A 13908-nucleotide genomic window follows, 5' to 3' on the forward strand; every position below is an offset into this window, starting at 1 on the left:
CGCACATTTCGGTTTATATTGTCAGCCTCCTGAAAGGCACAGCGTTTTAAATCAATTTGATCTTATTGCTTTTCAAAAATGCACCCTTCAAAAATCGAAATTTTCTTGCAATGCCTGGGGCTTTTTATTGATTTTTATTTTTTTCTTTTAAATTTGCGTTTCAGGCTTCATTTCTCTTGAGGTCGAATTGGCCCGGGATATTCCCTCCAGTTCTTCATTTAATAATCACGACAGACTATGTTTTTTATTTACAGTATCTACGATTTTGTATTAGCAGAAAAAAAGGTAACAACAACTCTAAAAAAAGAAACCTCCCCACGAAATTTCACCTTACAGATTATTACCCCGGCCCGCAGGTTTATTGGTCTGCCCTTTGGCGGTGGCTTTGTCAAACTTTCCAGACTTTATGACGAACAAGGAAAACTAATCCACGCACGCAATTATTCGGATGAATTAAAGTCGGAAATTAAGGCTTTCAAAAGTCAGTATAGCATTCCCTATTTCCAGCTATGGAAAGGATTCCTGATCGTAGCTGCCGCAATCCTTATCTGGGCAGTCATTTATGGTGTAAAAAATAAAATAGGCAACCAACAGCGCGAACAAGAAGCTGGCCAGATGATCGATAATCTGAAGCACCTAAAAGCTGGTCAGCTATATGGCGCGACTTTTTTTACAGACCAGGATGGCAACAGCATTGATGGGCTTCCTGCAGGTTGGATAAAAATCGATAAAATCGTAGGCGATACTGTTTTCATAAACCGCTCAAAGAAACTCGATGCATCCGCTGCGCTCTTTGACATGAAAAATATAGCTTCAATCAAACCTCAATCAATCGATGAATGGCAAGATAAAACAGAAAAAATGGATTTAAAGCTATTGAACGAGCAACTAAAGAAAGCTGGTACAAAAAAAGTCGATCTGCTTTATATCGGTAAAGACCACGAGAAATATTCAGGTGTTATATTGACTATAAAAGGTAGCGAATAATCCTTGTTCCCTGCTAAAATCAAGGTATTGACTTTTCAGCATAGACACATCATGCGACCAGGTTCATACTTAAAAAACTCAAGATCAGACGTTTTAACCAGCGGCCGATCTTGAGTTTTAATTTTTTAATACTGGATTTTTTCGTCAATATCATATTTCATACCCGGATAATTCAGCAATCTTCGCATCAATGCGATCTGACCGGCAAGATAATCCTCTCGTCCGATACACATTCCAATAAAATTCAGTTTATTTTCCTCAATAAAAGGGATATTCATATTAATCTTAAATATCTCAGCCAGCTGCGTGTCATCCACCTGCAGCAAAGCAGCATAAACCTTAGCTGATATTGATTTAAAATTTTCTTTTAATTCTTTAACGCTGGGATATTGATAGCTTTCATCGAGTGTCTTTCCCATAAAGAACAAATCCTGATAAGGATCATTTTCCTGAAGACCAAGAACATGTGCCATCGCATAACGTACATTGACAAAATTACCTGCCATCCATACGATATGGTTGGTCTGTCCATCAATTCGTTTTAATGCATCCTCTTCCGAAACGCCATCCAACGCATTCAAAAAAATTTGACTGTGCATGCGATAAGCGGGAATGATGATTTCTAATTTCAATGATTTCGGTGTATCCATTTCTTTTTGATTTATAATTTTAAACAGCTGATTTATAATAAAATTACACCTTTTAAAACAGATTACCCTTGTCGTATGACAAGAAATAAAAATGAACTAAAGGTGATCAATCATGGCGAAATAAATTTTAAATTTTTACTAAATAGAATTCTATCTTTACTACATGAAGATTTTGATCATAGAGACAAACTGGAAACCGCGACAGTAACTTCTGGCTGAGACCTGTGCGTGACCCCATGAAATCCTGAAAGTTTTCTTTCCATATACCTGTAAATTTAGCTTAGTTTGATACTTTTGTATAGCTGAAGCATGGACAAGCCACGCTTTGGTATCAGATATGAACTTCGATTCGTCGAAGCTTTTAACGTTTTTCTTTATATGAAGATTCTCCTAGTCGAAGATGACGTACGTGTTGCAGGATTGATAAAACGCGGACTTGATGAAAATGAATTTCAAACGGATATTGCGTACGACGGCCTATCTGGAAAGAAAATGGCCCTACAGCACGACTTTGACCTTATCATCACCGATATTGTACTGCCTAAGATAGATGGATTGGATCTCTGCAAAGAAATTCGTCATTTCAAACCCGATGTTCCGATTATTATGTTAACAGCCTTGGGCACGACCGACGATAAAATTGAAGGGTTTGATGCCGGAGCGGACGATTACCTCGTCAAGCCTTTTGAAATGCGCGAACTGCTTGCACGAATACGAGTTCTGCTCAAAAGATATCAAAAACGGGATACACTTACGGGCACACTATTGCGGTATGGTGACCTGGAGATGAATCTCCATACCAAAAATGTCAAAAGGAATAACATTGAAATCCATTTGACACCCAAAGAGTTTAAACTGCTCCATTACTTATTGCAGCACCCCGAGCGCGTACTTTCTAGGATAGAAATTGCCGAAAAAGTGTGGGAAACCCATTTTGATACGGGGACCAACTTCATTGATGTTTACATCAATTATCTGCGCAAAAAAATCGACAAGGATTTTGCAACGAAATATATCCATACCAAATCCGGCATGGGTTTTATTTTAAAACAGGACTAATGCGTATCAGGACCCGGATCTCCATATTATTCACACTGATTACAGCGACAATATTGCTGGTATTTGCCAGTACCGTTTATTTTTCGGCCGTGGAGAATCGGGAAAAAGAATTTTATGCCCTATTAAAAAAAGAAGCTTACACCAAAGCAAACCTTTTTTTGAACGCAAAAGTAGACAAAAAGATCTTAGAAGATATTTATCATAATAATCGAAAAATCCTCAATGAAGTAGAAGTTGCCATTTACGACACCCGTTTTGAACTCCTGTATCATGATGCCGTTGATATCGACTTTGTCAAAGAGACACCAGACATGCTGCGGGATATTCTAAAAAATAAAGAAATACGTTTCTATCAGGATAAATGGCAGGTCATTGGGATAACTTTCCCTTATAAAAACAAAAGCTACCTCATTACCGCTGCTGCCTATGATCAATATGGCTACAATAAACTCAATAGCCTGCTATCAACCATTCTCCTAGTTTTCATTTTGTCTATCTTTCTGATCTATGCAGCAGGAATATTCTTTTCGAAAAAGGTCTTTCAACCTATCTTGGAAATGACACAGCGCGTAAAAAGCATTTCCGCGACCAGTTTAGACTCCAGACTCGCTAGCAACGGAAATAAAGATGAACTTTCCGAACTGGCAAGTACATTCAATTCGATGCTCGACCGGTTGGAAAATTCCTTTGATGCCCAAAAACATTTTGTATCCAATATCTCCCACGAGCTGCGCACACCCTTGGCTGCAATGATTGCAGAACTTGAAATTTCTGCCAATAAAGACCGCAGCATACTTGAATATAAAACAGTCATCGACAATACGTTAAATGACGCACAGAAACTCAAAAAGCTATTTAATAGCTTACTTGATTTTGCAAAAGCAAGCTACGACAGTTCCGAAATTGCCTTCAAAGCCTTACGTATAGACGAAATACTCATTGATGCATGCCAACAGGTTCTTCAGGCAAATCCGGGTTATAAGCTTGACATTTTTGTGGATCCGAAGATTGAAGATGAAAATCTCATTTCTGTACATGCCAATGAATATTTACTTCAGGTTGCCTTTGTCAACTTAATTGAAAATGCCTGCAAGTTTTCCTCAAATCAAAAATGTCTCATTGCTATCAGATCAGACGAAAACCAGGTTCACCTCGAATTTAAAGATGATGGAATAGGCATTGCCCCAATAGACCTCCCGCATATATTTACACCATTCTATCGCGGCAACAACAAAGACTACAGCGAGGGAAATGGTATAGGCCTGTCGCTCACCAGGAAGATCCTACTTCTCCACCACGGCGAGATCAGTGTCAGGTCGACAAAAGGCGTCGGTAGTGTTTTTAGCATTGATCTCCCCCACCTTTCCACATTCTAATAAAATTCTAATTTTTTTCTAAAGGACTTCTAACCTGCTTATCAGCAGCTGCTGGATAGTTTTGCGGTATGATTAACCGTACAATTAACTATTCGATCCAGCCCCTAGGTTATATGAGCTGGATCCTCATCCTGCTGTTGATGCAGGCTTGCAACCGTCATTCTGATGCCCCCACTGGCCTATCGCCAGGGATCAGCGCGCATGGAGATACCCTGACCGTCGATCAAAATGCGCCTCTGTTGACGAAGTTAAAATTTGTGACGACAGCCAATGCACAGCATGCACTGAAACTAAATACCGCTGCAATGGTGAAGATGATTCCCGGCAGCTATGTGGAGATTCCAGTACCTTTTGCTGGACGAATTGTCAAATCCCACACCAAACTTGGTCAAAAAGTAACCGTTAATACGCCTTTATTTTCAATTAGTTCATCGGACTATTTTGAGGCACAAAGGGCCTATCTTGACGCTAAACAAGCGGCTTTACTTGCGGAAAACAAATTAAAACGTGAAAAGGATCTGATTGAGCACGGTGTTGGAACAAAAAAAGATCTTGAAGAGGCTGAAACCAATTTTTTAACGAGTAAATCAGCGCTCGGCAATGCCACTGCAGCGCTAAAAATATTCGATAATAACCTGACAAATATTGTCCTCGGTCAACCTCTTCTTGTCCGTTCCCCCATACAAGGAGAGATTTTAAGTAGTTCAATTGTCCTTGGCCAGTACACAAAAGAAGATGCTCCGGCATTACTCCGTATTGCCGAACTATCAAAAGTATGGGTATCGGCCTATATCAAGGAAAAAGACTTACCTACCATCAATCAACTTGCCCGTGTTAAAGTCCGTCTGGATGCTTTGCCCGATAAAAAAATACAAGGGGAAATTATTCATGTCAACCAGTTTGTCGATGAAGCGAGCCGGAATATTGAAGTCCTCATCGCATGCGAAAATGGCGACCGTACATTAAAACCGGGGATGTATGTGAGTGCCGAATTTGAACAGCAGCTCATTTCGACGCTGTTCATTCCCGCAAAAGCTGTACTTCAATTTAACGACAAGAGTTTTGTATGGGCAAAAATAGCGGCCAATACCTTCGTCAAGCGCTTTGTAACCACGGGTGTAACAGAAGGAGATCATATCCAGATTTTAACAGGTCTGACCCCACAGGAAGAAATTATCAGCGAAGGAGCTTTTTACCTCATGGGGCTAAATTAAATCGGTGAATAAACAAATCGTACGCACCGGCTACATGCATTCAATTTAAAATAAACACTGATCAATAAAAATTTGAATATGAAACAATTTATTGTCCATATCATCGCAAAAAGATGGGTCATCGCAGCATCCTTTCTATTAATTGGCTTTTTCGGCTACTATGCCTGGCGGCAACTTTCGGTTGAGGCCTACCCTGATATCGCTGATGTATCGTCGCAGATCGTAACCCAGGTACCGGGCTTGGCAGCCGAAGAGATGGAACAACAAATCACCATTCCCATTGAACAGGCCATCAACGGCTTGCCCGGCATGGAAGTCATGCGCAGCAAAACGACCTTTGGTTTATCCATGGTCACGATTGTCTTCAAAGATGGTGTTGAAGATTATTGGGCAAGAGCTCGTATACAGGAACGTCTTGCCGATCTATCCCTTCCATATGGTGCCAGCCCGGGATTGGATCCGCTGACTTCACCTACTGGTGAGATCTTTCGTTATATACTCGAGAGTAAAACCCACGATCTACGGCAATTGACTGATCTGCAAAACTTTGTTATTATCCCCAAAATCAAACAGGTTTCGGGCGTTGCTGATGTCACCAATTTTGGCGGAATAACGACCCAGTTTCAGGTGGAGCTGGATCCTAAAAAGCTCGATCAATACGAGATCTCACTCGCAGAGGTGGTCTCGAAAATAGAAAGCAATAATGCCAATGCCGGCGGCAGCGTGATGAACCGGGGTGATCAATCTTACGTCATCCGGGGCATTGGCCTTGTCAAGACATTGGATGATCTGGGCAGCATCGTCGTCAAATCGACCGATGGAAACCGGATCTATATGCGAGATATCGGTCAGATCAAACTTGGAAATTTAGCACGCAAGGGCGCTTTAGGATATTCCGATAAACGGGGAGCCAATTATTCAGACAATATCGAAGGTATTGTACTCCTATTGAAAAATGAAAATCCCTCCACTGTCTTAGCTGAGGTAAATGCAACGGTCGACGAACTAAACGAAAAGATTCTTCCAGAAGGTGTAAAGATTCATGTTGTACTGGATAGAACCAGTTTAGTCGACAATACCTTACATACCGTTTCCAAAACCCTTTTGGAGGGGATGATTCTGGTTATTTTTGTCCTCATCATTTTTCTGGGAAGTTGGCGTGGGGCACTCCTGGTTGCCATAACGATCCCTTTGTCCTTGTTGATTGCATTTATACTCATGCATTTCACCCATATCCCCGCCAACCTACTGTCCCTGGGTGCAATTGATTTTGGAATCATTGTAGACGGAGCCATCGTTATTCTCGAAACCATTCTTAAAAAAAGAGAAGATGAACCGGAGGGGTTGCTGGAGGAAAAAACCGTCGCCCAGAAAATTGCCGAAGTCGCCAAACCGATCTTCTTTGCCACCCTGATTATTATTACGGCCTACCTTCCCTTGTTCGCCTTTGAGCGGGTCGAAAAGAAACTTTTTACACCGATGGCCTATACCGTAGGTTATGTCCTCTTCGGCGCGCTGACAGTGGCTCTTTTGCTTATCCCTGGATTAGCTTATTTGATCTATCACAAACCACAGAAAGTATACCACAACAAATGGCTGACAAAGCTGACCCAAGCCTATCATACTGCGATTGAAAAAGTGATGGCAGTTCCGAAACGCGTTTTTATACCATTGGCGATTGTATTACTTGCCACAAGCCTACTCACCGCATCTGTCGGCAAAGACTTTCTTCCCACTTTAGATGAAGGTTCGATCTGGCTCCAAGTGTCGCTTCCCCCAGGCATCACGGTAGAAAAGTCAAAAGAAATGAGTGATACACTACGCGCACGGACACTTCAACACGAAGAAATTTCCTATGTCATGGTGCAAGCAGGGCGTAATGACGATGGTACCGACGCCTGGACGCCCTCCCATTTTGAAGTGAGCGTAGGATTGAACCCCTACAAAACATGGAAATGGGGCAAAACCAAAGAAGACCTGATCAATGAGCTTGCTGCAGAATATGCGAAAATTCCGGGCTTCAATGTTGCTTTTTCCCAACCCATGATCGACGGTGTCATGGACAAAATAGCCGGTGCACATAGTGAGCTTGTCGTCAAAATATTTGGTGATGACTTAAAAGAAAACCGCCGAGTTGCCGAGGAGCTTATCACCACACTTAAACAGGTAAAGGGAGCTGTCGATCTCGCTATTGACCAGGAGCCGCCACTGCCGCAGTTGCAAATTATTGCCGATCGGGATAAAATCGCACAATACGGTTTAAATGTCGCCGATGTCACTGACCTGATCCAGATTGCCATCGGCGGAAAAGCTGTCGCCCAGGTCTATCAAGGGATCAAAGTATATGATATTACCTGTCAATATCAGGAGGGAAACAGAAATTCTCCTGAAAAGATCGGCAACCTAATGCTATATCCCGAAAATGGAAACCGTATTCCGCTAGCCCAAGTTGCAACAATTAAGCTCAATACCGGAGAAAGTATGATTTCACGTGAACGCAACAACCGCCAGCTGACTGTCCGCTTAAATGTACGCGGACAGGATCTCGGCACATTCCTCGCCGAAGCACAGCAGGCCATTGCCAAAAATATACGCTATGATCAACATAAAATCACCTTAAAATGGGGCGGACAATTCGAAAATCAACATCGGGCCTACACGCGGCTTGCCATTATTGTTCCATTGACATTAGCCATTATATTTATCTTACTCTACGGTACATTTGGTTCATTTAGGCAAGCAGGTCTCTTAATGGGTATCGTTCCATTGGCGCTGTTTGGCGGGATGCTTGCCCTCAATGTCCGTGGCATGACGCTAAACGTATCCTCAGCAGTCGGTTTTATCGCCCTATTCGGAGTCGCTATACAAAATGGTGTTTTAATGCTTTCTCAGATGAATGTATTGCGTAAAAATGGGCTATCGTTACATAAAGCTGTCACCCAAGGGGCATTTAGTCGCTTTCGCCCGGTTTTAATGACCGCCACAGTAGCTATTCTCGGTTTGCTTCCGGCATCACTGGCAACAGGAATCGGATCAGATATACAGCGCCCTTTGGCCACAGTTATTGTTTATGGCCTGTTATTTTCGACGATCCTGACCCTGTTTGTGCTCCCACCGCTCTATTTTCTTTTAGAAAGTAGATCCTCAAAAAACACAGCAGATTAAACAGATGGTCCAACAATGGATGAACGACCTCTGAACACGCTTGTTTCAAAAACTGACCATTCAGAAAATAGATGATCATGAACAAACAGCATATGAACAAACAGCATATGAACAAACAGCATATGAACAAACAGCATATTTCAACAAAGAAACGCCTGACGCTTTTTCTTTTCATACTCACTTTGTCTCCTACTGCGATCGCACAGGATAGAGACAGTTTAAGTACAGCCCAGAAACTTGATTATTCAACATTTATAACGGCTGTTGGTCAACAGAACCTGGGTTATGCAGCTGAAAAATTCAACCTCAATATCGCAGAGGCCAATCTCATCAGCGCCCGGGTATTCCCTGATCCCGAATTTAGCGTAGGCTTGTTTGATAACAGTGAACGGACAAAACAACTTGGCCGCGGCTATAATACCGGACTTGCATGGACATTGGAGCTGGGATCTAAACGAAAAGCTAGAATAAACCTGGCTAGCGATGAAGCAGAAGCAACCCGTCTATTGCTTGAAGACTATTTTAGGAATTTACGCGCCGACGCTACGCTTGCATTTCTGATGGCAAAACAACAATTGCTACTGGTAAAAACATACCAAAACTCTTACCAGCAACTCAGGCAGTTGGTGGTATCAGATAGTATTCGCTATCAATTGGGAAGCATTCCTGAGATCGATTTCCGTCAATCTAAACTGGAAGCTGCCAATATGCGCAATACCCTCCTGGCAACAGAAGCAACCTGGAAGGCTTCGGCTGTAAACCTGGCTGTATTTATGGGGGAACAAACAGCTACGGGTATAAAGACGCCCCAAGATCCTTTTGTTCAATTAGACCGGGAATACCGCTTAAATGAACTGATCAGGATCGCACAAAATGATCGTAGCGATTTGAAAGTTGCCGTACAGAATAAGCAACTTTCACAGCGCCTGCTCCAATTGGCCCGAGCAAATAGAGTAATCGATCTCGGTATTTCATTGGGTTTCACCTACAATGGGGAAGCGAGAAACGAAACTGCACCAACACCGCAATTTACAGCAATAAATGCAGGCCTGTCCATACCACTCAAATTCTCGAATCTGAAAACGAGTGATCTCAAGGCGGCCAAGTTTAAGATCGATCAGGACGAAACTGCTTATCAGGAAGTCCTTTTGCGTATTCAGATAGAGGTGACACAAGCCTTCTTCACCTATCAGGCTGCTCAAAAACAAGCACAGCTATTTGACAGCGCTATGCTATTGGAAGCAAAAGCAATTTTGGAAGGAAAGGTTTACAGCTATAAAAGAGGAGAAACCTCCCTAATAGAAGTTTTAAATGCTCAGCGGACCTACAACGAAACCCAATTGAGCTATTACGAAGCCCGCTACAATTACGCCGTGGCTTTGGTTGAACTTCAACGCACAGCCGGAATATGGGATATTCAGGATATCTAGGCCGGCGAAATCCTGTTTTTTCTCAGCCTTTTATACATGCTTTTTAATGAAGGTGAAATCAGTATCAGCAGCAATATGCTGATACTGATCATGGACATGACCTCATAATAATCCATCGCATACCGTACAAAGGATTGCTCTTTGACCCGCTCCGTAACGAGCTTTAAGGCCGCCGTATGTTCCTTGTACTGCAGTCCATGCTGCAAGATGCTGGTAGATTCCTGCTGCAGGTACTCCCGAAACAGCGGATTCCCCACTTCCGTTTGACCACTAAAGACCTGTTGGTGCTGGGCATGTTCAAACAACCTAAAAAAATTCTGTAAACCAATACTGCTCGTGTAGCCCAGGTACCGGATAGCAAGACAGACCGCAGCAGCTGAAGCGCCCAATTGCGGCGTAACACTCGTGATGCAAAATAATATGGTAGGAACCATGATCAGCCCTACTCCTAGCCCATGAACAAATAATGGAAGCCAAAAATGAGCATCATTTCCCTGGCCCTCAAAGGAAAAATACATCCATTGATGAAATAACAGCAAACAGCAATAACCCGAAATCCATATCCACTTTACCGGGCGTTGCCACAGCATCCAGTACAGCGACCCCAGTACACCGGCAACAATCCCCCCAATATTAAACCACTGAATATAAGACAAATGAATAGGATCAAGCTGAATAACCTGTACTAAATACTGATTTGAAATCGCCAAAGAGAATCGTTCTACGTACATCATATACAAAATCAGCAGCCCCAAGAGAAATTTCTTGTTTTTAAAAACCGACAAATGAATATACACCCGTTTGAGCACCATTTGCCGAATAATAAAGAGAATAAGTAGCGTCATCCCCAGCGCAAATACGCTAAATAGCTGCTGATCGTTAAACCAATACACTTCCTGCCCATATACCATTAAATAACCGAAGCTGACAATGACAAGACTATAGAAAATACAGCTTGCCCAATCTAATGAAAACAAGGGGTAAGGACGTATATGCCGTATGGAACGCATCGATAGCATAATCAACAATAAACCTGGTACAAATGATAAAGCGGCGTATAGATATAACTGATCAAAATTAAATGAATCGATAAATTCAGCAGTTACGAAGGTGTTAAACGGAGAGCTGCACAGTAACATACCAAAAAAGACAGCATAACTTACTTCTTTGGCCCGATCACTCTTCAACCGGGAGAATATCATAGAGATCGACAGGTTTACCGACGAAGCAAACAACATCCCCTGACAAAAACGTAGGCCATACAGCCAGCTGATATCGGTGATACTATACATCAAAAAGCAATTCAAAATCTGCAGCAGATTGAAGAGGATATAATACTGCTTAATGGGGAAATATAAAAAAAAGCGTCGTTCCAAAACGTAGAACCCCACAAAACCAGCATAGAATAGAATAATCAAAAACTGGATATCGCTGGGTTGAGCACCGTAGAATCCTGCGGTAACATTCGTATTTGCTCCGGGCAGGAAAAACAAGACCATACTCGGCATCAAGCTACTGAACGAGATCAATTTGATCAGCCACTCGGGCACCCATTCCTTAAAAATTCCTTTCACTATTGCTGCTTTTTTGATACCGAGACATTCACATTCATTCCCGAAAGAAGCTGGTTTGCCCCCGCTTGCTTATCCAGCTCAATACGTACAGGTACCCGTTGCACGATCTTGACAAAGTTGCCCGTCGCATTATCCGGGGGCAACAGCGAGAATGCAGATCCCGTAGCCGGAGAGACCGAAATGATTTTGCCATAAAATTTCTCATCCGGATACGCATCAGCAACCACCTCTACCCGATTGCCAAGATGCAAATAACGCAGTTGTGTTTCCTTAAAATTAGCCGTTACCCAGGTGGGGGTTTCTCTATTGACGATAAAGCCCAAAACTTCGCCAGCACTTATCATTTGACCTTTTTCAATCGTGCGTTTGCCAATCTGTCCATCATAGGGGGCCCGGATAACGGTATACCCGACGTCCAATCGCTTGCGGCCAGCAGCGGCAGTCAGACGAACCCGTTCGGCATCAACCACACCTTTTTTTACGTCCACATCATGCACACGTTCCTGTGAAGCCTGCAATTTATGTTTTAACGAAGCCAGCTCACTCTTATACACATCCAAAGTCGCTTTCACATCCTCTAGTTGTTGTGCCGTTGCAGACTTTTCTTGAAACAGGTAATTGTATCGATCATACTCCAACTGTTGCTTGGTTACCCGAGCCTCCCCGGCAGCAATTGAGGTGCGTAAAGATTCATGTTCCGCCTGGAGAATTTCCTTTTGACTATGAAGAACATTGATCTCTGCAGCTTCCTTATTGACGGATGCAACCACCTGATCCGCCTCATATTTATACTCCTTATTATCAATAAGCAACAGGGTATCACCTCGTTTGACCAATTGATGATCATGATAATGCACGGAAACCACATAACCTCCTACACGGGAAACAATGGGATTGATATACTGCGTAACTTGTGCGTCATTTGTATAAGTATACCGCATGCGCATCCATAATGTCTTAGCGCTCCATAGCAACAATGCCAACAAGACAATTCCGGCCAACCAATTGGTGATTCGAGTGAGCTGTACTTCCACAACTGATCTACGTGATTTAGGTTTCATTAGATAGTGCCCTTCAAAAATTCAATAAAATAATAGTGTTTCTGTATCGCAATATGTGCGGTTTCAAGATCAAAAAGTGTTTTTAGGTATTGCATATCCGCATCTAAAAGGTCCGTAATCAAAGCCGATGATTTGAAGTACCTGTTCTTGATAATACGTGCATTTTCCTGTGCCAGCGATTTATTGTTCTGACAGACCTCTTCCTGTTTGACGGCTAACTGATAATCCAGAAAAGCCTGTAACAGCTGATTTTTCAAAATTTCCTCTTCATGATGGTGTTTCACCTCTTCTCGATCCAATGCGATCTGTGCTCCGCGCACCACGTTTTTATTGAGATAAATTGCCGAGATTGGTATGTTTAATTTGAGTCCTGTGATACTCAGATTATACCAAGCCGGATTATAGGGATACAAGAAGACCTGTGGATTGGCAAAGGTAAATGTGCTGGTCAACCCCAACTCAGGAAGATAATTTGATCGCGCCTGTTTGACTGACAATTTCTTCAAAACAACTTCCTGTTCGGATTTTAGGAGGGAAAAAGCATGGCTTCGCGCTTCGGCAACAAGCGCTTCATAGCTGGGGCTTTCCACTTGAAACTGCTCGGGCAGAGGCACAATCTCCGCTGTAATACCGCCAATAAGCTGCAGCTTCTGATTTGCAGCCTGAATATCATGACCGATCTGCACGAGCAACAATTCCCGCTTCGAAAGCTCCAACGAAATACGCAAGACGTCACTGTGTAACACCACGCCCGCCTTATACAGATGCTCAATCTCTTTAAGCTGTACCCGTTGATCAGCAATATCCTGCTCGATTAAAGATCGGTTACTATACGACAGTTCCAAATCCAAAAAAAGATTGCAAACCTCCAATTTCGTCTGCGCTGCGGCGTTCTTCCAATCGATTCTAGCCAGCTCATTTTCCAATTTTTTGGACTCAATTTTCATCAGATCCCGATGCCCATTGTAAAGGTTCAGATAAAAATCCAGGCCGCTATCGTACAAGTAATGAATAATATCATGCTGAGCGGGTTTATTTAAAATCCCCTGGTCATACACAGGCATATTACTTGCATAACTAGCAGAAGCTCTGGCGGAAATCTTGGGCAGCAATTCCATGCGTTGCTGCTGTACTGCCACCTCACTTTCTTTGAGCTGCAAATAAGACTGCTCGATATATTTACTGTTCTGTAGCGCTTTGTCGATCATGTCTTTCAGGGACATACGCAAAGAGTCGAGGGCGAAGGTGTCCGAAATAGTGAATACCAACAACCCCATGGTTAGTATTCCTTTTGCCCAATAGGGAGGAAAAAAGTTCACGTGTGCTCTATTATTTTTTTGCGTTGCAAACTTAGACACTTATTAGAACTTGGATTTCTTCACAAACGCCAAT

General features: G+C 42.6%; 10 protein-coding genes. 6 read left to right on the top strand and 4 right to left on the bottom strand.

The features are described from left to right. The first annotated feature begins 237 nt into the window (after nucleotides 1-237). The gene (locus B3C94_RS00585; protein WP_293897416.1) at nucleotides 238-987 is read left to right on the top strand and encodes a hypothetical protein; all 750 of its coding nucleotides are present in this window, start codon (nucleotides 238-240) and stop codon (nucleotides 985-987) included. Nucleotides 988-1112: 125 nt separating this feature from the next. Here B3C94_RS00585 and B3C94_RS00590 read toward each other — a convergent pair whose 3' ends face one another. Beyond that, entirely contained in the window at nucleotides 1113-1637 is a 525-nt protein-coding gene (locus B3C94_RS00590; protein WP_293897418.1) for a DinB family protein, read from the bottom strand. 378 nt (nucleotides 1638-2015) lie between these two features. Between B3C94_RS00590 and B3C94_RS00595 the strand changes: the two genes are divergently transcribed. The 5 genes from B3C94_RS00595 to B3C94_RS00615 all read left to right on the top strand — a co-directional run bounded on the left by B3C94_RS00595 (nucleotide 2016) and on the right by B3C94_RS00615 (nucleotide 9881). Next, nucleotides 2016-2696 carry a response regulator transcription factor gene (locus B3C94_RS00595; RefSeq protein ID WP_293897420.1) on the top strand — a complete coding sequence of 227 codons (681 nt, stop codon included), beginning with the start codon at nucleotides 2016-2018 and terminating at the stop codon, nucleotides 2694-2696. After that, a complete protein-coding gene (locus B3C94_RS00600; protein WP_293897421.1) occupies nucleotides 2696-4072 on the top strand; it encodes a HAMP domain-containing sensor histidine kinase in 1377 nt (458 codons plus the stop codon). The genes B3C94_RS00595 and B3C94_RS00600 overlap by 1 nt, the downstream gene beginning before the upstream one ends. A gap of 68 nt (nucleotides 4073-4140) precedes the next feature. After that, the gene (locus tag B3C94_RS00605) at nucleotides 4141-5286 is read left to right on the top strand and encodes an efflux RND transporter periplasmic adaptor subunit (RefSeq protein ID WP_293897423.1); all 1146 of its coding nucleotides are present in this window, start codon (nucleotides 4141-4143) and stop codon (nucleotides 5284-5286) included. A 78-nt stretch (nucleotides 5287-5364) separates the two neighbouring features. After that, entirely contained in the window at nucleotides 5365-8451 is a 3087-nt protein-coding gene (locus tag B3C94_RS00610; RefSeq protein WP_293897425.1) for an efflux RND transporter permease subunit, read from the top strand. Nucleotides 8452-8528: 77 nt separating this feature from the next. Continuing rightward, nucleotides 8529-9881 (top strand): TolC family protein, encoded by a 1353-nt coding sequence (locus B3C94_RS00615; RefSeq protein ID WP_293897427.1) that lies wholly within the window; start codon nucleotides 8529-8531, stop codon nucleotides 9879-9881. Here B3C94_RS00615 and B3C94_RS00620 read toward each other — a convergent pair. The 3 genes from B3C94_RS00620 to B3C94_RS00630 are packed head-to-tail and all read right to left on the bottom strand — an operon-like array spanning nucleotide 9878 to nucleotide 13835. Beyond that, the gene (locus B3C94_RS00620) at nucleotides 9878-11455 is read right to left on the bottom strand and encodes a hypothetical protein (protein WP_293897429.1); all 1578 of its coding nucleotides are present in this window, start codon (nucleotides 11453-11455) and stop codon (nucleotides 9878-9880) included. The two genes, B3C94_RS00615 and B3C94_RS00620, sit on opposite strands and share 4 nt — an antisense overlap. Further along, nucleotides 11455-12516 carry an HlyD family secretion protein gene (locus tag B3C94_RS00625; protein ID WP_293897431.1) on the bottom strand — a complete coding sequence of 354 codons (1062 nt, stop codon included), beginning with the start codon at nucleotides 12514-12516 and terminating at the stop codon, nucleotides 11455-11457. The genes B3C94_RS00620 and B3C94_RS00625 overlap by 1 nt, the downstream gene beginning before the upstream one ends. Beyond that, nucleotides 12516-13835 (bottom strand): TolC family protein, encoded by a 1320-nt coding sequence (locus tag B3C94_RS00630; RefSeq protein ID WP_293897433.1) that lies wholly within the window; start codon nucleotides 13833-13835, stop codon nucleotides 12516-12518. Before B3C94_RS00630 ends, B3C94_RS00625 begins: the two co-directional genes overlap by 1 nt. Between the last annotated feature and the right edge of the window lie 73 nt (nucleotides 13836-13908).

Origin of the sequence: Sphingobacterium sp. UBA5670 (assembly GCF_002420705.1) — a bacterium.
In the GTDB taxonomy this organism is placed as follows: Bacteria; Bacteroidota; Bacteroidia; order Sphingobacteriales; family Sphingobacteriaceae; genus Sphingobacterium.